Source organism: Arthrobacter celericrescens (assembly GCF_003614925.1).
Lineage (GTDB): Bacteria > Actinomycetota > Actinomycetes > Actinomycetales > Micrococcaceae > Arthrobacter > Arthrobacter celericrescens.
The window spans coordinates 186,661-206,277 of record NZ_QYLP01000031.1 but is presented as its reverse complement, the minus strand read 5'-3'; the positions used below and the strand labels follow the sequence as shown (position 1 = coordinate 206,277).

Below are 19,617 nucleotides of genomic sequence, written 5' to 3'. Positions count from 1 at the left end.
GTCTTCCCAGCATTCGAAGATGTTCGGGCAGCCGGCTTCCTCGCACACGGTGTGCAGGCCTTCCTGCTTCACGAGGTTCTTCAGGCCCACGAACTCGGGCCCCATCTGGACCTTGGCCTTGATCCACTCGGGCTTGCGTTCGACCGGGACCGCCTTGTTGCGCTGCTCAACACGCAGCAATTTACGGCCTTCAGGTGCCAGGGTCACTGGATAGCTCCTTCGGGGCTGAGGACGAGTGCTTCTTCGTGCTTGCGGAATTCTTCCACGAAGCGGTCGACGATGTCCGCGGGGTTGATGGTGCGGCCCGTCTCCAGGGACATGGTGGTGACCCCGGCGTCCGTGATGCCGCAGGCGATGATCTGCGCATAAGGGGCGAGGTCATTGCTGCAGTTGATGGCGACGCCGTGCATGGTCACGCCGTCGAGGACCCGGATGCCGATCGCGGCGATCTTCCGGTCCGGGCCCTTGCTGTCGGCCTTGATCCAAACCCCGGCCCGGCCCTTGATGCGCTCGGCCTTGATGCCGTAGTCCGCCATCACGGCGATCATGGTGGCTTCCAGCCGTTCAACATAGTCGCGGATGCCGGCTCGGTTCTTCAGTTTGATGATCGGATACGCGATCAACTGGCCCGGGCCATGCCAGGTGAGCTTGCCGCCGCGGTCGACGGGAACCACGGGGGTTCCGTCGAAGGGACGCTCGTGGTCTTCCGTCAGCTTGCCTGCCGTGTAGACAGCGGCGTGCTCCAGGAGCAAGACGGTGTTGGGTCCCTCGCCGGCAACAACTTTGTTGTGGATTTCGCGCTGCGCGTCCCAGCCGTGCATGTAATCAACGAAATCGGGGGCAAGACCCAGTTGTGAAAACTCAAGAGTCATGCGTTCAAGCTTAGACCCCGTGCGTGCCAGGCCATGATTTTGTGGCCAAGCTCTCAGTCATCACCGGTGAATTGGCTGCCTGTGGATAACTTCTGCGGGGTTTCCGGGTTTCAGGTAATCCTTGAAGCATGGAAATTCCCAATGCCCCGCTGATTCCCGGGCACGAGGCGGTCCGTGAACTGGGACGCGGCGCTAGTGCCTCGGTGTGGCTTGCCACCGCGAAGAACGACGGCCGCCAGGTCGCCGTCAAGTGCTTTATCGGAACAGCCACGATGGCCGACCCGCAGTCCATGGCAGGCCTGCAACGGGAAGTCAGGATCCTCTCCCGCCTCCAGCACGAGCACCTGCTGCGGCTGCACGACGTCGTCCGGCTCGGCGGCAGCTTCGACGGCCAGCCCGGGCTGGTGATGGACTATGCCGCCGGCGGTTCCCTGGGACACCTGGTCAGCACGCGGAAAAGGCTCAGCGTGGGCGAGACGGTCACCGTCATCACGCCATTGGCACGCCTGCTGGCGTTCCTCCACCAGGAAGGCGTGGTGCACTCCGATGTGTCCCCGGGGAACGTGCTGTTCACCGCGCACGGCAAGCCGCTGCTGGCGGACCTTGGCACGGCACGGATGCTCGGGGACCCCGGGACGGCACCGGCCGAGGGGACGCCCGGATTCAATGATCCGGCAGTAGGCGGCGCGTCAGGCGTCCTCCGCCCCGAGCGGGACTGCTTTTCCCTGGCCGCCCTTGCCTGGTACTGCCTCACCGGGATGCCACCCGAGACCGCATCGAGGCGCCCGCCGCTCACCCTGCTCGTGCCCGAGGTGCCGCCGGCGCTGGCCGCCGCGATCGAGGCGGGGCTCCAGGAGGACGCCGCAGCCCGCCCGCCGGCGATGGCCTTCGGGGCTGCCGTCTACCGGAGCGCGGCGGCGGCTCCCGTGGATCTCTCCGACGCGGTGGACAGCACGGTTGTTCCGGAACTGCTGACCCGGCGCCGGCCCGCGCCGGGCAAGGGCCTGCGTGCCAAACGCCTGGCGGGCGGGCTGGGCAGGTTTGCGTCCAGGCTTCCAGGCAGGGCTTCCGTCGCCGGGGCCGGGCAACGGCCCTCGGCGCGGGCCCGGCGGAAGGTCCAGGGCCGGGTTGTCGGCGCACTGGCCGTTGCGCTTCTGGTCGCCGGTGGCATCTGGTGGTCCGCGGCGCCGCCGAAGCCCGGCACAGAAGCCCCAAGCGCCGGCGCGCCTGGGCCCGCGGGTGTCCAGGTCCCTGGGACGACTCCAGGGAGCGCGGCCGCCGCCGGCACCAAGCCCGGCGGCACGGGTCACGGCATCAGCGAAACGGTCCGCGCCCAACTGCGCTCCGAACGGCCCGAGGAAGCCATCAAAGGCCTGTCCGCCCTCCGCGACACCGCCCTGCGCACCGGAAAGTTCGACCTCCTGGCCGAGGTCAACGCCCACCGTTCTCCCGCGGCCGCCGCCGATGCGAAAATCCGGGCCCAGATGGAAAAGGCGGGCGTCGTCCTGGCGGGGTTCACCACCGTCCTGAAGGACATCCGCGTGTCCAGTCCTCCGCGCGACGGCGAAGCGGCCGTCACCGCCGTCGTCGAGACCTCCGGCTTCGAGGAGCGCGACGCCTCAGGGAAGCTGGTCCGTACCCGCGCGGCCGGGGAGCCGCAGAGACTGCGGCTGGTCCTGTCAAAGGTCGACGGCGGGTGGCGGATTGCGGACATCCTCGCCGGAAGCACCTGAAGGGACACCTGACGGAACGGTCCGCGGACCGCCCGCCCCGAAGGCCGGAATCAGCGGAGCTCCCCGGCCAGCCACGCCGCGGCGTCGGAGAGCGCCGGGTGCTGCCACTCGAAACCGGCGTCGAGCAGCCGCGCCGGCTCCATCCGCTGGCTCGCCAGGACCAGTTCATCGGCCAGCCGCCCTAGCACCAGGCGCAGCGCAGGCGCAGGAACCCTGAAGAACGCGGGCCGGTGCACCGCCGTGGCAAGGGCGGCCACCAGGGCGTTGACGTCCGCGCTTTCCGGGGCGCAGACGTTCACCGGGCCCTCGAGCCCGGATCCGAGCAGGAATTCAAAGGCGGCAACCTCGTCGGGCATGGTGATCCACGGCCAGAACTGCCGCCCGCTGCCGAAGGGACCACCCAGGCCAAGCTTCAACAGCGGGAGCAGGGGACCGAGGGCTCCTCCTTCCGGGCTGAGCACCACCCCGGTCCGCGGCGTGACAACCCTGACCGCCGACGGCGCCGTGTGCGCGGCAGCCTCCCACTCGACGCACAGCCTGGACAGCACGCCGGAACCCGGGCCCGCATCCTCCCGGAGCACACCGGGGCGCGAACTGTAGTACCCGGAAGCCGACTGGCTCAGGAACACCTGCGGCGGAAGCTCCACCCGGGACATCGCCGCCGTCAGGGTTTCCGTTGACTGCAGGCGCGAGGCCGACAGTACCCGCAGCCGGGCCTTGGTCCAGCGCCGGTCGCCGATGCCGGCGCCCGAAAGGTTGATGACGGCACCGGCCCCGTCAAGGACCGTCCCGTCCAGCACCCCGGCCGCCGGATCCCAGGACGATTCATCGGGAGCGGACGCCGGCCGCCGGACAAGCCGGACCACCTCGTGCCCCTTGCTGCGAAGGCTCTCCGCCAGCGCGGTCCCGATCAAGCCCGATGCTCCGGAGATGACGATTCGCATGCCTTCATCACACCACGGCACGCCGTTTTCACGCTGCAATGACGCCGTCCGGAAGGGCAACGGCCGGTTGACTATGATCGAACAATGACCTCCTCCAGTTACTTCCGTTTTCCGCATCTGCACGGCGACCTGGTCACCTTCGTGGCCGAGGACGACGTCTGGATCGCGCCCCTCGCCGGCGGACGCGCCTGGCGGGTTTCGGCCCAGCAGTTGCCGGCCCGCAACCCCCGCTTCTCGCCGGACGGAAAACAGCTTGTCTGGACCACAGTCGTCGGCACCGCACCGGAGGTGGTCACGGCCGACGTCGACGGCGGGAACTACCGCCAGCTGAGCTACTTCGGTCACAGCAGCACCCGGGTCCGGGGGTTCACCCCCGCGGGCGAGGTGCTGCTCACCAGCTCCTACCGGCAGTCCGAAAGCCGCCACAGCTACCCCTACGCGCTGCCGCTGGGCGGCGGCTCCGCCGTCGAGCTCCCGTACGGGCCCGTTGAATCCGTGGCTTTCGGGCCGGAAGTGGGGGATGAACGGCCGGTGGTCCTGGCCACCGTGCTGTCCCGGGAACCCGCCTGGTGGAAGCGGTACCGCGGCGGAACCGCCGGGAAGCTGTGGATCGACCGCGATGGCAACGGCGAATTCGAACGGCTGGTGCCCGAACTCGACGGCAACCTCACGGACCCCCTGTGGATCGACGGGCGCATCGCTTTCCTCTCGGACCACGAGGGCCACGGCAACCTGTACTCGGTGCTCCCGGACGGCAGCAGACTGCGCCGGCACACCGACCACGAGGACTTCTACGTGCGCCACGCCGCGACCGACGGCACGCGCGTGGTGTTCGAGTCCGCGGGAGAATTGTGGGTGTTGCCCGGACTCGCGGAGGACGCCACGGCCGTGAAGCTGGACATTACCCTCGGTTCGGCATCGCAGAACCGCCGCCCGGCCCCGCTGAAGGTCGGCACGCACCTCGGCGAGGTCTTCCCCAACGAGGCAGGTACCGCCAGTGCCGTGGAAAGTCACGGCACCATCCACTGGCTCCGCCACAAGGACGGCCCGTCCCGGGTCATCGAGGCCACCCCGGGTGTGCGCGCCCGCCTGCCCCGCCCCCTGGCCGGCGGAAAGATCGCCTACGTGGCGGACCACGACGGCGTCGAGGCCATCTACATCAAGGACATTGCGGCCCCGCTTTCCGCGCAGGCGGGCTCCGGGCCGGAAACCGCGGGCGAGGTCCCGTCCACGCAGCCGGAGGCCCCGCAGTCCGGTGCCCTGCCGCGTCCCGTGTCGGCGGCGGCGGTCACCGGGAACGGCGGCACCGGCGTCGCGGCCGGCACGGCTGTACCGGACCAGGAAGCTGCGGAGCACCCGGACAACAACGCGCCCGACGGCGGAGCCTCCGCAACGGAGACGGTTGCGGACGCCGCCGGATCGGTCCGTCGCATCGACTTCCCGCGTCCCGCCCGCCCCAGCGCCCTCGAAGCAAGCCCGGACGGCCGCTGGCTGGCCGTCGGCACCGCGTTCGGGGACGTCTTCCTGGTCGACACCCGCGACGGTTCCCTCGAACCCCTGGTGACCATCGGAGACGGCACCATCGATGCCCTCGCGTGGTCACAGGATTCGCAGTGGCTTGCCTGGTCGGAACCGGTCACGTCCTTCGGCTCGCGCAGCAAGCTCCGGATAGCCAAAGCGGACCGCAGCAGCGGCATCATCGACATCACGGATGGACGCTTCTGCGACGAATCGCCCGTGTTCACCCCGGACGGCAAGTTCCTCGCCTTCCTGTCCAACCGCAGCTTCGACCCCGTCTACGACGGACATGCCTTCGACCTTTCCTTCCCGAGCCCCATCAAGCCGTACCTGCTGGCCCTCGCCGCGGACACCCCGTCGCCCTTCGGCCCCGCCATCGAGCCGTTGGAGACGGCCGCGGAACCGGCCGCGTCCGCCGGGGCCGTCCCCGAGGTGCGGGTCGACGTCGACGGCCTTCCCTTCCGGGTGATCGGTGTGCCCGTCCCGCAGGGCAACTACTCCCAGCTTTCGGCACCGGACGGGGCGCTGCTGTGGCTCGACACGCCGCTTTCCGGCGTCACCGGCGACGGGCGGGGCAGCCTGCAGGACAAGGCCCCGGCACCGTCCCTGGTCCGTTACGAACTGGGCAAGCAGAAACAGAGCACGCTGGTGCCGGCCCTGACGCGCTACCGGCTGTCGGCCGATGGCAAGAAGATCGTCTTCGTCCACGAAAAGCAGCTCAGCGCGGCCCCCGCCACGGCCAAGGCCGACGAGGAATCCGGCGAGCTGGTGAAGGTTGACCTGCAGCGCATCCGGGTGCTCCTGGATCCGCTGGCTGTCTGGGGCCAGGCCTTCGACGAGGCGTGGCGGCTGCAGCGGGACTTCTTCTGGACCGAGGACATGGCCGGCCAGGACTGGGACGCCGTGCACCGGCGCTACCGTCCCTTGGTGGAGCGCCTCGGCTCGCACGACGACCTCGTTGACCTGCTGTGGGAACTGCACGGTGAACTGGGCACCTCGCACGCCTACGTGCGCCCGGCAGCCGTGACCGAGCCCGGCAGCAACGGCCAGGGCCGGCTCGGCGCCGACTTCGAGTACCGCAACGGCGGCTGGGAGATCACCCGGATCCTGTCCGGCGACTCCTCCGATCCGCTGGCCAATCCGCCGCTGAAGCGGCCCGGTGCCGACGCGAAGGACGGCGACATCCTCCTGGCGATCGACGGCGTCGCGCTCTCCTCCGAGTTGACCCCGGCGAAGCAGTTGCTCGGCGCCGCCGGGCGGGCCGTGGAACTGACACTGCGCAACGGACCGGGCCACGGTGCCGCGGCCGGGCAGCAGCGGCGGATCGCCGTCGTCCCGCTCAAGGACGAGGAACGGCTCCGCTACCAGGAATGGGTGCACGGCAACCGTCGCACGGTCCGGGAAGCATCCAACGGCACCTTCGGGTACCTGCACGTGCCGGACATGATGGCTAACGGCTGGGCACAGCTGCACCGGGACCTGGACACCGAAACCGCACTGGACGGCCTGATCGTGGACGTGCGCCGGAACCGCGGCGGCCACACCTCCCAGCTGGTGGCCGAACTGATCGGCCGCAAGGTGACCGGCTGGAGCATGCCGCGCGGCGAACGGCCCCGGACGTATCCGCACCATGCTCCGCGCGGGCCCGTGGTGATCCTCGCCGACGAGTTCGCCGGCTCCGACGGCGACATCATCACCCAGGTCTCGAAGCTGCGGGGGATCGGGCCCGTGATCGGCACCAGGACCTGGGGCGGCGTGGTCGGCATCGACAACCGCTTCACCTTGGCCGACGGCACCGGAGTCACCCAGCCGCGCTACGCCACCTGGTTCGGCGACGGCGTCGCGTGGAGCGTGGAGAACTTCGGCGTCGAACCGGACATCGAGGTGCTCTTCCCGCCGCACGCCTACGCGGCCGGCACCGACCCGCAGCTGGAATACGGCATCGGCGCGCTCAAGGAGATGATCCAGGAGCTACCCACGGACCGGCCGCCGCTGCGCGAGGGCTACCGCACGCTCCGTCCGGAACCGCTGCCGCCGCGGCCGTAGGACCGCCTGTTCCCGGGACCTGCACCCGGGGACGACCGGGGCCCTGTCCCTCCTTCCGGAGGGCCAGGGCCCCAGTTCGTTTGTATCAGTCCTAGGCGTCCAGCGTGGCGTCCAGGGTGATGTCGATGCTGGCAAGAGCGCCGGAGACGGGGCAGCCGGTCTTGGCTTCGCCGGCGATCCGCTGGAAGTCCTCTTCAGTGATGCCGGGAATCGTCGCGGACATGGTGAGGTGGCTTCCGGTGATGCCGGTGCCGGGAACGAACGTCACGTCGGCCTTGGTGCGGACCTCTTCCGGTGCGTAGCCGGCTTCGGCCAGGGCGTGGCTGAAGGCCATCGAGAAGCATGCGGAGTGGGCTGCGGCGATGAGTTCCTCCGGGCTGGTCTTGCCGCCGGACTGCTCGGTGCGTGCCTTCCAAGTGACCTCGTAGGTGCCCAGGCCGGAGCTGTCCAGCGTGGTGTTGCCGGCGCCTTCGATCAGGTTGCCGTTCCAAACGGTGTGTGCGGTGCGTGTTGCTGCCATGTCCACTCCTCAGCGTCGTCGCGAATCGGCCTCCGGCGGGGTACCGGAGGCCATCATGCTCAATCCTAGGGATTCCCGGGCCGCGCCGCACAGGCTGTCCGCTGCGGGTGGAATATGACTCCGTTCCCTAGACTGTGCGCCATGGAGAACCTCATGGAAACGTCCCCCCGCCCGCGGATCGCCTCGATCATGATCAACGCCGTGGACGCCGGCCGGCTGTCGGAATTCTGGTCCGTGCTGCTGGAGCTTCCCGTGGCCGCCCGGCACGAGGACTTCATCTGGCTCGAAGCGTCGGCCCCCGGAACGCCGCAGCTGGCATTCCAGCAGGTGGCTGTTCCGACGGAGGGACGGCGCCGGCTGCACCTGGACCTGCACCACCCGGAACCCGCCGTCCTCCGCCGCCGGGCGGAGTGCCTGGGGGCGCGGTTCGTGGAAGGGCACGACATCGGCGACTTCCACTGGGATGTCACGCAGGACCCCGAAGGCAACGAGTTCTGCATCGCTGCCGACTGACGCGGGCGGACTCCGGAAGCTCGCCCGGGCCCCTGGCCCCCTGCGTTAAACGCGGAAGGCCACCCCGACGCGGCGGGGTGGCCTTCACAGTCTCCGGGAATTACTGCCAGATGGTCGCGATGGCGATGTTGATCAGCGCCAGGCCGCCCACGCCGTGGGCCAGGCCGGTGGAGACGGGCTCGCCCTTCTTGACCTTGCGCGAACCAATCACAGCCAGGACTGCCACGGCCAGGCCGATCGCGAACTTGATGCCGAGCTTGAAGTAGTTGGCGTCCATGTCAAGGACGGGAATCAGGCCCATCATGGCGATGCCGGTGAGCAACTGGAGGAACGCACCGTCGCGCTGGCGCGGGTGGACGGTCGGTTCCTTGATGGTGGCGATCCAGTAGCCCACAATCATGGCCGCGCCGACAACGTGCAAGAAGACCAGAATGCTATAGAGAATACCCATGGCTACAGCTTAGCGAGCAGCTTCTACGTCCCGTAGCAAAGCCACGGCGTGAATTGGGAACAGAAAAGCGGGGCGGCCCGGTGGTTTCCCACCGGACCGCCCCGCCGTCGCGTTCTGCGTCCGTCTCCGCGGATGGGACCTAGAGGCCCAGGTCCGCCTCGAAGGCGCCTTCCTCAAGGCGGGCCTTGAGGGTCTGCAGGAAGCGTCCTGCGTCGGCGCCGTCCACCAGGCGGTGGTCGTATGTCAGCGACAGGTACATCATGGAGCGGATGGCGATCGAGTCGTCACCGTTTTCATCGGAAACCACCACGGCGCGCTTGACGATGGCGCCGGTGCCGAGGATGCCGACCTGCGGCTGGTTGATGATCGGGGTGTCGAACAGGGCGCCCACCGAACCGATGTTGGTGATGCTGAAGGTGCCGCCGGACAGCTCGTCCGGGCCGATCTTGCCGTCGCGGGTGCGTCCGGCGACGTCGGCGATCTTGCTGGCCAGGCCGGCAAGGTTCAGCTGGCCGGCGTCGGAGATGACCGGAACCAGGAGGCCCTTGTCGGTGTCGACGGCGATCGCCAGGTGTTCGGCGTTGTGGTAGGTGATTTCCTGCTTGTCCTCGTCGTACGCAGCGTTGAGCTTGGGGTGCTGCTTGAGGGCCTCGGCAACAGCCTTGGCGATGAAGGGCAGGAAGGTCAGCTTGACGCCGTTCGCGGCCTGGAAGGAGTTCTTGGCCTTGAGGCGCAGCTTGGCGATCTTGGTCATGTCGACCTCGTGCACCTGCGTCAGCTGGGTGGAAACCTCCAGCGATTCGCGCATGCGGCGGGCGATGACCTGGCGGATGCGCGGAGCCTTCTCCACGGTGCCGCGCAGCGAGGAGGCCACGACGGGTGCGGCGGCCTTCGGAGCTGCGGCTGCGGCCGGTGCGGCAGCCGGAGCGGCGGCCTTCTTGGCTTCAGCGGCGGCAAGCACGTCCTGCTTGCGGATGCGGCCGCCGACGCCGGTGCCGGTCACGGTGGCGATGTCCACGCCGTTCTGGTTGGCGAGCTTGCGGACCAGCGGGGTGACGTAGGAGGAGGATTCCGACGCCGGAGCTGCGGCGGGTGCGGGGGCTGCAGCCGGAGCAGGTGCCGGAGCTGCGGCCGGAGCAGGTGCCGGAGCTGCGGCCGGTGCGGGGGCGGCTTCAGCGGCGGGCGCCGGAGCGGGAGCTGCGGCAGGTGCCGGAGCAGCAGCCGGGGCCGGGGCTGCAGCAGGTGCTGCCGGGGCGGCGGCGGGTGCGCCGGAACCGACGACGGCCAGGACGGATCCGACCTCTGCGGTTTCGTCTTCGTTCACCCGGATCTCCAGCAGGGTGCCTGCGACCGGGGAGGGGATTTCGGTGTCGACCTTGTCGGTGGAGACCTCGAGCAGCGGCTCGTCGACCTCAATGGTGTCGCCGACGGCCTTCAGCCAGCGGGTGACGGTGCCTTCGGTGACGCTTTCGCCCAGGGCCGGGAGGGTCACTTCGTGGCCCTCAGCGGCGGCGGGAGCCTCTGCGGCAGGGGCAGCGGCCGGGGAGGCCGGGGTTTCTTCAGCTGCGGGTGCTTCTTCGGCGGCCGGGGCGGGGGCTTCCTCGGCTGCGGGAGCAGGGGCTGCGGGTGCTTCTGCGGCCGGAGCGGTGCCGTTGCCGATACGGACCAGGGGAGCGCCGACCTCTGCGGTCTCGTCCTCAGCGACGAGGATTTCCTCGATGATGCCTGCGATCGGAGAAGGGATTTCGGTGTCTACCTTGTCAGTGGAGACCTCGAGCAAGGGCTCGTCGACTTCCACGCGGTCACCGACCTGCTTGAGCCAGCGGGTGACGGTGCCTTCGGTGACGCTTTCACCGAGGGCGGGCAAGTTAACGGATTCAGACATGTCGTCCCCGTTCTCCTTATTGGTCTTTTGTGCGGATGGGTGTTGCCTGGGTTGCCCCGCGCCGGCAGTTCGTGCCGGCGCGGGGCGGCTGTCTGGTGGCTGCTAGCCGTGGAGCGGCTTGCCGGCGAGGGCCAGGTTCGCTTCGCCGAGGGTTTCGTTCTGGGTGGGGTGGGCGTGGATGAACTGGGCCACGTCCTCCGGGTAGGCCTCCCAGTTGACGATCAGCTGGGCTTCGCCGATCTGCTCACCCATGCGGGAACCGATCATGTGGATGCCGACCACGGGGCCGTCCTTCTGGCGGACCACCTTGACGATGCCGCCGGTGCCCAGGATGGAGCTCTTGCCGTTGCCGGCCAGGTTGTATTCCTGGGTCTGGACCTGGTCCTCGCCGAACTTCTCCTTGGCGCCCTTTTCGGTGTAGCCCACGGTGGCGATTTCCGGTTCGCAGAAGGTCACCTTGGGGATGTTGACGTCTTCGACGACCACCGGGTTGAGGCCGGCGATTTCCTCGGCGACGAAGATGCCCTGCTGGTAGCCGCGGTGGGCGAGCTGGACACCCGGGACGATGTCGCCGACGGCGTAGATGTTGCCGACGCCGGTGTGCAGGCGTTCGTTGGTGATGACGAAGCCGCGGTCGATGGTGATGCCGGCTTCTTCGTAGCCGAGGTTCGCGGTGACCGGGCCGCGGCCGACGGCCACGAGCAGGAGCTCCGCTTCGAACGTCTGGCCGTCCACGAGGGTGACCTTGACGCCGTTCTCGTTCTGCTCCACGCCCTGGAAGAAGACGCCGGTGCTGAACTTGATGCCACGCTTCTTGAAGGCGCGCTCAAGGGTCTTGACGATCGCGGTGTCCTCGTTCGGCACCAGGGAGGGCAGGCCCTCGACGATCGTGACGTCCACGCCGAAGGACTTCCAGACGGAAGCGAACTCGACGCCGATCACACCGCCGCCGAGGACGATGGCGCTCTTGGGGATGTAGTTCAGGGTCAGCGCCTCGTCGGAGGTGATGACGCGGCCGCCGATTTCCAGGCCCGGGAGGGAGCGCGAGTAGGAACCGGTGGCCAGGACAATGTTCTTGCCCTTGTAGGCGGTGCCGTTCACAACCACGGTGTCGGTGCCCTGGAGCTTGCCTTCACCTTCAATGACCGTGATGCCCTTGGCCTTGATGAGGCCCTGGAGGCCCTTGAACTTGCCTGCGACGATGCCGTCCTTGTAGGCGTTGACGGCGTCGATGTCGATGCTGTCCAGGGTGACGTTCACGCCGTACTTGGCGGCGTCGCGGGCGTGGTCGGCGAGTTCGGCGGAGTGCAGCAGGGCCTTGGTGGGGATACAGCCGTTGTGCAGGCAGGTGCCGCCGAGCTTGGCCTTCTCAACGAGGCCGACGGTGAAGCCAAGCTGAACGGCACGCAGGGCCGTGGCGTAGCCGCCGCTGCCGCCACCGAGTACCAGGATGTCGAATTCTTGCGCAGTTGCCTGATCGGCCACTATGACGCTCCCTCGCGTGAACGATGGCACGAGATAACGGGCCATCTGGTCTTGGAACAAGTTCTGCCGCGATTATGCCAGCACGAAAAGTTCTCTTGCATTTGTGACTACCGTGGTTCACCTTAGCGAACCACCTATTCATGCTCCACCCTCCGTAGCCGTTTTGGGTGGTGCTTGTGGCCAGTCTCACGTTCGGCCGTGGGGCCGGTCATGGACCGGCCCCACGGGCCTACGCCACGGGCCGGGAGACCAGGTCTTCGGCGTAGGCGACGAGGGTGCGGACGGTGCTTCCGGTGCCCTGCTTGGGGGTGTAGCCGTACGGGCTTCCGTTGTTGAAGGACGGGCCCGCTATGTCGATGTGGGCCCACGGGATCTGTTCCCCCTGGGCGCCCTTGCCGACGAACTCCTTAAGGAAGACGGCCGCCGTCATCATGCCGCCGTGGCGTTCGCCGATGTTGGCGATGTCCGCCACCTGGGAATCCAGGCTGGCACGCAGCTCCTCCGGCAGCGGCATCGGCCACACCAGTTCGCCGGCGCGGTCGGCGGCGGACTTGAGCGCGCCGGTGACGTCGTCGGATCCCATGACGCCGGCGGTGCGGTTGCCGAGTGCGATCAGCTGGGCGCCCGTGAGGGTGGCGACGTCGATGATCGCATCCGGCTGTTCCAGGCTCGCGGCAACCAGCCCGTCCGCCATCACCAGGCGGCCTTCGGCGTCGGTATTCAGCACCTCCACGGTCTTGCCGCCGTAGACGGTCAGGACGTCGGCGGGCCGCTGCGCGGCACCTGAGGGCATGTTCTCCGCGATGCAGAGCCAGGCGGTCGCCTTGATGGGCAGGCCGAGGCCGGCGATCGCAAGGACAGTATTAAGGACGACGGCGGCTCCGGCCATGTCGCTCTTCATGTCGCCCATGCCGAGGGCGGGCTTGATGGAGATGCCGCCGGTGTCGAAGGTGATGCCCTTGCCCACCAGGGCGAGCTTCCGGGTGGCCTTGGCGGGGGCGTACTCGACCTTGACCAGGCGGGGCTGGCGGGTCGAGCCCTTGCCGACGCCGAGGATTCCGCCGAAGCCTTCCTTCTCCAGGCGCTTCTCGTCCCACACCGTCACCTTGACCGGCAGTCCCTTGGCGAGATCCTTGGCGGCGTCGGCGAAGGATTCCGGGTACAGGTGGCTGGGCGGCTGGTTCACCAGGGTGCGGGTGGCGTTGACGGCGCGGCCGAGCAGTGCGGCGCGGTCCAGCAGCGGCTGGGCCCCCTTGGCGTCCATGGAAGTGTGGATCAGCACCTTCGCGACCGGGTCCTTCAGTCCGTCCAGGCTGGAACGGTGCTCCGTATAGGAATAAGAACCCAGCGCGGCACCTTCGGCGACTGCCGCGACGTCGGCGGCATCCGCCGTCGGGAACGCGAGCGTCACGCTGCCGAGGCCGGCTAGCTGGCGGACCGCGGATCCGGCGGCGCGGCGCAGGCTCTCGCCCGTGGCGCGCCCGTTGCCGTCAGGCTTGCCGGTACCGGCAAGCACCAGGACAGCGGAGCCGGTTTCGGGAAGGCCGGGCAGGCGGTGGACCTGGTCGGCGGCGCCGGTGACACCGAGCACTCCAAGGGAGCCGGCAAGGACTTCGGCGGCCTTGGCGCTCAAGGGGTTGTCGAGCAGCACGGGGCCGTCGGCTCCCTGTGCAACACCGATCACCAGTGCTTCACTGGGGGACTTCTTCAGGTCCTTGGCGATGATGCCAAGGGTGATGTCTGTAGTCTTCACCACGAGGATTTTTCCTCATCTCTCTTTGCATGGCTTGGCCGGGCAGCATGTCAGGCGCCCGGTTCCGGTCGCCCCCGGGACCGTCTCGTGGACTGGTCCGGTAGGGCCTGGAGCCGCCGTTGCGGCAGTTTTGATCGTAGCCGCTCCGGCGCGGCGGAAAGCAATCAGATGAGATCTGCGGCACACGCGCCGCAGGAATGCCCCGCCGGCCGCAGGTGTTGTACCGGAAGAAGTTGTATTGATTGAAAGGATCCCGCCGTGTTTGAAGGTATCTCCGGCTCATTCCTTGACCCTGAATCCCTCTACGCAGGCAACATCGGGCTCTTCCACAGCCCGGAGCTCAAAGGCCTGAACATGCTGGTGGGCTTCACCGGTTTCGCCGACGCCGGGCACGTGGTTCAGCAGGTCAACGCCGAACTGCTCGACGCCCTCGACGCCGAGACGGTGGCCGTGTTCGACGCCGACCAGCTCATCGACTACCGCAGCCGCCGCCCCCAGATCACGTTCGTTGAGGACCACCTCGAGGACTACAAGGCCCCGGTCCTGGCCCTGTACCGCCTGCGCGACGGGCTCGGCCAGCCCTTCCTCCTGCTCGCCGGATTCGAACCGGACCTGCAGTGGGAGCGGTTCGCCCGCGCCGTCCTCGGCATCGTGGAAACCCTGCAGGTGAAGCTCGTGACGTGGATCCACTCCATTCCGATGCCCGTGCCGCACACCCGCCCCCTCGGCGTCACCGTGCACGGCAACCGGCCCGAACTCGTGGAGGGCATCTCCACCTGGAAGCCGACCGTCGACGTTCCCGCCGCCGTCGGGCATGTCCTGGAATACCGGCTCAGCGAGGCCGGGCACCCTGTTGCGGGGTACGTCATCCACGTCCCGCACTACCTGGCCGACGCCGAATACCCGCCGGCCGCCGTCGCCGGGCTGGAATACCTCGGCGCAGCCACCTCCCTCATGCTTCCCACGGACCGGCTCCGGGAAGCCGGGCGCGAGGTCGGCCGCCAGATCGCCGAACAGGTCGAGGCCTCCGAGGAAGTCAAGCAAGTGGTGGCGAACCTCGAGAGCCGCTATGACGACAAGGCCGAAGGGCAGGTCCGGCGCTCGCTGCTGGCGGACGAGAACGACGAACTGCCCGACGCCGACGAACTCGGCGCCGCCGTCGAGGCGTACCTTGCCCGCAAAGATGTGCGGCCCTGAGACTTCTTAAATCTGCTTTCTGCCGTATTTCGGAGATAATCGAACGGTGAATGCACCCCGCGCCTGGCTTATCTGGTCGATCGGGGTGCTCGCCTATCTGGTGGCAGTGGCGCAGCGCACCTCCTTCGGCGTCTCCGGCCTGGAAGCCACCGAGCGCTTCCACGCCGGCGCCGCAGCCGTCTCCTTCTTCACCGTGCTCCAGCTCCTGGTGTACGCCGGCCTGCAGATTCCGGTGGGCATCCTCGTTGACCGCTTCGGCTCGCGGGTGATGATCGCCGGCGGTGCCGTCCTCATGGGCTTGGGGCAGCTGGAACTTGCCTTCGCCGATTCGATCGGCGCCGGGGTCTTCGGCCGGGTGCTCGTTGGCGCCGGCGATGCGATGACCTTCATTTCCGTGATCCGGCTGATTCCGCTCTGGTTCGCCCCGCGCCGGGCGCCCCTGGTCACCCAGCTGACGGGGATGAGCGGCCAGCTGGGCCAGGTGATCAGCGTGGTGCCGTTCGCGCTGGTGCTGCACTCCGCCGGCTGGACCCCCGCCTACCTGATGCTGGCCTCCTTCTCGGCGCTCGCCGTCGTGCTGGTGCTGGCGATGCTGCGGGACACCCCGCCCGGCCACCCGCCGCGCGACGGCAGCCAGGGACTGCGGGCCACCGGCGTCAGCCTGGCCCGCGCCTGGCGGCAGCCGGGCACCCGGCTCGGCCTGTGGAGCCACTTCACGGTGCAGTTCTGCGGCACGGTGTTCGCGATGTCCTGGGGATATCCCTTCCTGGTCTCGGCGCAGGGAACCGGCCCCGCGGTGGCCTCCTCCCTCATGGGCCTTTACGTGCTGGTGGGCATGGTCGCGGGGCCGTTCTTCGGCGGCTTCGTGGCCAAGCACCCCATGCGCCGTTCGGCAATGGTCCTCCTCATTTCCGCCGCCACGGCCTTGACCTGGGCGGCGGTCCTGGTGTGGCCCGGCAGGGCTCCGCTGTGGCTGCTGGCCCTGCTCGCCGCGGTGCTGGCCGTGGGCGGTCCGAGCTCGATGATCGGGTTCGACTTCGCCCGCACCTTCAACCCGTCCCACCGGATCGGCACGGCAACGGGGATCGTGAACGTGGGCGGCTTCGTCGCCGCGCTCCTGACCATCTACCTTGTGGGCCTCGTCCTGGACCTCCTCCACGCCTCAGGGTTCTCCGGCGGGGAACTCTATGGCCTGGATCCGTTCCGGATCGCCTTGAGCGTCCAGTTCGTGTTCCTGCTGCTCGGCGGGGTGCTGATCGTCCTGGTTCGGCGCAAGGTCCGTCGCCAGATGGCGGAGCAGGGCGTCCACGTCCAACCGCTGCCGAAGGTCATCGCCCAACGCTACCGGGAACGCCGCCGGCGCGGCGGGGACCTCGACGGAAAGCAGGATAGCGCCGTCGGCTGACGGTGCTTTTGGTGGCCGGTCGCGCCCAGGTGGCGTGGCAGTGCTCCTCGGCAGTGCTCCTCCACAAGGGTCCGATGTCGCGGCCTTTCCACATACGTGAATCCGTCCCTGCCGCGGGCCGCGGCTGCTGCCGATGCTGGATCCATGGCAAACGAACGCATGACCGTCTCCCGCCCCGAGGACATCCTCGGCTACGTCCCCCATGCCCTCGGACTTTGGCCCGAGGAAAGCCTGGTGGCCATGACCTTGCACGGGAAGACGCTCGGTGCGACACTCCGCGTCGACCTGCCCCCGGACTCCGGTCCGCCCCGCCTCGCCGCCTTTGCCGGCAAGGTCGGTGAGTACCTCGCCGCGGACCGGACCGCCGACGGCGTCCTGCTGGTTGTCTATTCGGGTTCCGGCTGGGATGACGGCACGGTCGCACGGCGGAACCGTCCGCTGCTGCAGGCGGTGGGTGAAGTGCTCGACGCCGCCGGACTCACCCTGCGCGACGCCTGGCTGGTGGGTCCCGGCCACTGGCGCAGCGCATTCTGCGAAAACCCCGCATGCTGCCCGTGGCCCGGGCACCCCGTTGAACTGATCCACGACAGCAGGCTCAACGCCGAGATGGTGTTCCGCGGAAGCAACGTCCCGGCCGGTGCCGCGACCGGCTCCGAGGAAGTGCCCGGACCGTTCGCCGGGCAGGATGAGCCGGGCCTCGCTGCGGAAGAAGACGCAGCTCTCGAACGGATCGGGGAGGTGTGGAGGGGCCGGGCGTCCCTGGGCGCGATGCTCGACGCCTGGTTCCGCGTCCTGGACGGCGACTGCGGGTCCCCGGCGTTGGGTACCGTTCCGGCAGCCTTCCTGCGGGCCTGCCTGCGCATCCCGGCCTGGCGCGACGCGGTCGCGGTTGCTTCGGCCGCCGGACGGGACACGGCGTGCGCCGGCGCGGAGGCCTTCGGCTTCTTCCGTGCCGGAACCCTGCCTGAGCTTCAACTGCCTGCCGAACTGGCCGCGCCCGCGGCCGGAAGTAAACCCCGGTCATCGTCCGGACGATCCTCCCCGGTGAACCAGCGCGCAGCCAAGGACCCTGCTGCCCTGCTGCGCTACGGGGACGTCCTGCTCGGCCTGCACCCGGCCGTTCCCGACTGGAAGCGCCTCGACGCCCTGGACCGGCTGCTCGAGGACCTTGCCGCGCGCGGCGGCGGGGAAGCCAGGGCCGCGGCACTGACCCTGCGCGGCTGGATCCACTGGTGCCGGGGGAGCGGCACCTTCGCCGACGCCCTCCTGTGCCAGGCCGAAGCGGAAGAACCCGGCTACCGGCTGGCCGCGCTGCTGGCCGAACTCGTGCACCGCGGAACCCTCTGCGGCTGGGCTGGGAACAGCGGTGCCGCGTGGCGCCGCTTTGGCGGGGCAGCGGCCTGAACGCCGCCGCAGTCGGGCAATTCGCCCGCCGATGGGGAAAAGCGTGAGACAATGTAGGCCGAGACCCGGTTGGGTCCGTGTTTCAAGTGCTTTAGGCGTTCCCTTTTTACCGGGAACATTTCGGCGGCGCCGGCAGTTTTACTGAGTGACTCTGCAGCCGCCGGACGCACTTGATGTTGATCGCGGACTTGACAGGGTCATAGTGGTGTTGCCCTCATGGTGATTCCACAGCCCGCCGCTAGAAAGGTTTTCTGTGACCCCGTCTCCCGCCGAGAAGGAACCCGCCGCCCAGGCTGAACTGACCGCCGAAGAAACGAAGGCGGCCGCAACTGCCACGAGCGCGGCAACACGTGCTGGCAAGGCTTCAGACGCAGAGAAGCCGGCCCCCAAGAAGCGCGGGCCGAAGCCCGGAGCCAAGGCAGCCGCCAAGTCTTCCGACGAATCCGAGGATTCCGAAGAAGAGGCCGAGGAGGACTTCGACGCCGCTGCTCCCGACGAAGCAGAGCTCGGCGAGGAGGTGGAAGAAGACGAGAAGAAGCCCGCAGGCACCGGCTCCGGCTTTGTCTACTCGGACGCCGACGACGATGACGCCCCGGTCCAGCAGGTCATGTCGGCCGGCGCCACCGCCGACCCCGTCAAGGATTACCTGAAGCAGATCGGCAAGGTCGCGCTGCTGAACGCCGAGCAGGAAGTGGACCTCGCGCTCCGCATCGAGGCCGGCCTGTTCGCCGAAGAGAAGATCAACGCCGACGACGGCTCGATGGACCCCAAGCTCAAGCGCGAGCTCGAATTCATCATCCACGACGGCAAGCGCGCCAAGAACCACCTGCTCGAAGCCAACCTGCGCCTCGTCGTTTCCCTGGCCAAGCGCTACACCGGCCGCGGCATGCTCTTCCTGGACCTCATCCAGGAAGGCAACCTGGGCCTGATCCGCGCCGTGGAGAAGTTCGACTACACCAAGGGCTTCAAGTTCTCCACCTACGCTACCTGGTGGATCCGCCAGGCCATCACCCGTGCCATGGCCGACCAGGCGCGCACCATCCGTATCCCGGTGCACATGGTGGAAGTCATCAATAAGCTGGCCCGTGTCCAGCGCCAGATGCTCCAGGACCTCGGCCGCGAACCCACGCCCGAAGAGCTCGCGCTGGAACTGGACATGACCCCGGAAAAGGTCGTCGAAGTCCAGAAGTACGGCCGCGAACCGATCTCGCTGCACACCCCGCTGGGTGAAGACGGCGACTCCGAGTTCGGTGACCTCATCGAGGACTCCGAGGCTGTTGTCCCGGCGGACGCGGTGAGCTTCACCCTGCTGCAGGAGCAGCTGCACTCCGTCCTGGACACCCTCTCCGAGCGCGAAGCCGGCGTTGTCGCCATGCGCTTCGGCCTGACCGACGGCCAGCCGAAGACTTTAGACGAAATCGGCAAGGTCTACGGTGTGACCCGCGAACGCATCCGCCAGATCGAATCGAAGACGATGTCCAAGCTGCGCCACCCGTCGCGCTCCCAGGTCCTGCGCGACTACCTGGACTAGGACCCCGCCCGGGCCGCGAGGCCCGGGCGACAAAACAGGGACAAAACAGGCGTGGCCCCTCCGGATGGAGGGGCCACGCCTGTTTGTTCTTGCTTGTCCCGCGTTGGCCGCGTTCCGGCGGCCGGGATCCTGCAGCCTTAGTCGACCGGAACGGGTTCCTTCTCGTGCAGGCGGGACGTCTCGTCGTGCCATTCAGAGGTCTTGGGACGGAGAGTCGCTTCCACTGCGCGTGCGTGGTGCCCGCAGAAGAGCAGCTCGCCACCGGAGGTCTCGAGTACAACGCGGACGTACGCCTGGGCTCCGCAACGATCGCACCGGTCAGCAGCAGTAAGCGTGCGGTCTGCAACAGCTGTTGTCATG

At 68.4% G+C, this 19,617-nt stretch carries 15 protein-coding genes and 1 pseudogene; 7 read left to right on the top strand and 9 right to left on the bottom strand.

Translation table 11 applies throughout. The features are described 5' to 3' along the window. Both D3654_RS07660 and lipB read right to left on the bottom strand, forming a co-directional pair. Positions 1-207, bottom strand: a pseudogene (locus tag D3654_RS07660) (lipoyl synthase); the annotation flags it as partial. After that, positions 204-902: a lipoyl(octanoyl) transferase LipB gene (gene lipB / locus D3654_RS07655; protein WP_280960095.1), complete on the bottom strand. Its 699-nt coding sequence runs from the start codon at positions 900-902 to the stop codon at positions 204-206. The gene lipB and the pseudogene D3654_RS07660, both read right to left, overlap by 4 nt. A gap of 98 nt (positions 903-1,000) precedes the next feature. Between lipB and D3654_RS07650 the strand changes: the two genes are divergently transcribed. Continuing rightward, positions 1,001-2,605 carry a serine/threonine-protein kinase gene (locus D3654_RS07650; RefSeq protein ID WP_120520903.1) on the top strand — a complete coding sequence of 535 codons (1,605 nt, stop codon included), beginning with the start codon at positions 1,001-1,003 and terminating at the stop codon, positions 2,603-2,605. A gap of 50 nt (positions 2,606-2,655) precedes the next feature. On the opposite strand, the gene D3654_RS07645 is transcribed toward D3654_RS07650, so the two are convergent. After that, positions 2,656-3,549 carry a TIGR01777 family oxidoreductase gene (locus D3654_RS07645; protein ID WP_120520902.1) on the bottom strand — a complete coding sequence of 298 codons (894 nt, stop codon included), beginning with the start codon at positions 3,547-3,549 and terminating at the stop codon, positions 2,656-2,658. Between the two features lie 84 nt (positions 3,550-3,633). On the opposite strand from D3654_RS07645, the gene D3654_RS07640 reads away from it, so the two are divergent. Next, positions 3,634-7,113 (top strand): S41 family peptidase, encoded by a 3,480-nt coding sequence (locus D3654_RS07640; RefSeq protein WP_120520901.1) that lies wholly within the window; start codon positions 3,634-3,636, stop codon positions 7,111-7,113. A gap of 91 nt (positions 7,114-7,204) precedes the next feature. Here D3654_RS07640 and D3654_RS07635 read toward each other — a convergent pair whose 3' ends face one another. Next, complete coding sequence (locus tag D3654_RS07635; RefSeq protein ID WP_120520900.1) at positions 7,205-7,633, bottom strand: OsmC family protein; 429 nt, start codon at positions 7,631-7,633, stop codon at positions 7,205-7,207. Positions 7,634-7,774: 141 nt separating this feature from the next. Between D3654_RS07635 and D3654_RS07630 the strand changes: the two genes are divergently transcribed. Beyond that, positions 7,775-8,146 carry a VOC family protein gene (locus tag D3654_RS07630; RefSeq protein ID WP_120520899.1) on the top strand — a complete coding sequence of 124 codons (372 nt, stop codon included), beginning with the start codon at positions 7,775-7,777 and terminating at the stop codon, positions 8,144-8,146. A gap of 100 nt (positions 8,147-8,246) precedes the next feature. On the opposite strand, the gene D3654_RS07625 is transcribed toward D3654_RS07630, so the two are convergent. The 4 genes from D3654_RS07625 to D3654_RS07610 form a co-directional block, all read right to left on the bottom strand. Beyond that, positions 8,247-8,597, bottom strand: a complete 351-nt coding sequence (locus D3654_RS07625) for a hypothetical protein (RefSeq protein ID WP_120520898.1) — start codon at positions 8,595-8,597, stop codon at positions 8,247-8,249. A gap of 139 nt (positions 8,598-8,736) precedes the next feature. Further along, positions 8,737-10,482, bottom strand: a complete 1,746-nt coding sequence (gene sucB, locus D3654_RS07620; RefSeq protein ID WP_120520897.1) for a 2-oxoglutarate dehydrogenase, E2 component, dihydrolipoamide succinyltransferase — start codon at positions 10,480-10,482, stop codon at positions 8,737-8,739. Between the two features lie 102 nt (positions 10,483-10,584). Further along, complete coding sequence (gene lpdA, locus D3654_RS07615) at positions 10,585-11,967, bottom strand: dihydrolipoyl dehydrogenase (protein ID WP_120520896.1); 1,383 nt, start codon at positions 11,965-11,967, stop codon at positions 10,585-10,587. Between the two features lie 229 nt (positions 11,968-12,196). Beyond that, positions 12,197-13,723 carry a leucyl aminopeptidase gene (locus D3654_RS07610; protein ID WP_120520895.1) on the bottom strand — a complete coding sequence of 509 codons (1,527 nt, stop codon included), beginning with the start codon at positions 13,721-13,723 and terminating at the stop codon, positions 12,197-12,199. Positions 13,724-13,978: 255 nt separating this feature from the next. On the opposite strand from D3654_RS07610, the gene D3654_RS07605 reads away from it, so the two are divergent. The 4 genes from D3654_RS07605 to D3654_RS07590 all read left to right on the top strand — a co-directional run bounded on the left by D3654_RS07605 (position 13,979) and on the right by D3654_RS07590 (position 19,257). Beyond that, the gene (locus D3654_RS07605) at positions 13,979-14,917 is read left to right on the top strand and encodes a proteasome assembly chaperone family protein (RefSeq protein ID WP_120520894.1); all 939 of its coding nucleotides are present in this window, start codon (positions 13,979-13,981) and stop codon (positions 14,915-14,917) included. Positions 14,918-14,963: 46 nt separating this feature from the next. Beyond that, positions 14,964-16,322, top strand: a complete 1,359-nt coding sequence (locus tag D3654_RS07600; protein WP_120520893.1) for an MFS transporter — start codon at positions 14,964-14,966, stop codon at positions 16,320-16,322. 144 nt (positions 16,323-16,466) lie between these two features. Next, positions 16,467-17,726 (top strand): DUF4192 domain-containing protein, encoded by a 1,260-nt coding sequence (locus D3654_RS07595; protein ID WP_120520892.1) that lies wholly within the window; start codon positions 16,467-16,469, stop codon positions 17,724-17,726. Positions 17,727-17,979: 253 nt separating this feature from the next. Further along, positions 17,980-19,257, top strand: coding sequence for an RNA polymerase sigma factor (locus D3654_RS07590; protein ID WP_120520891.1), 1,278 nt, complete (start codon positions 17,980-17,982; stop codon positions 19,255-19,257). A gap of 137 nt (positions 19,258-19,394) precedes the next feature. On the opposite strand, the gene D3654_RS07585 is transcribed toward D3654_RS07590, so the two are convergent. After that, the gene (locus tag D3654_RS07585) at positions 19,395-19,616 is read right to left on the bottom strand and encodes a DUF7455 domain-containing protein (protein ID WP_115789953.1); all 222 of its coding nucleotides are present in this window, start codon (positions 19,614-19,616) and stop codon (positions 19,395-19,397) included. Between the last annotated feature and the right edge of the window lies 1 nt (position 19,617).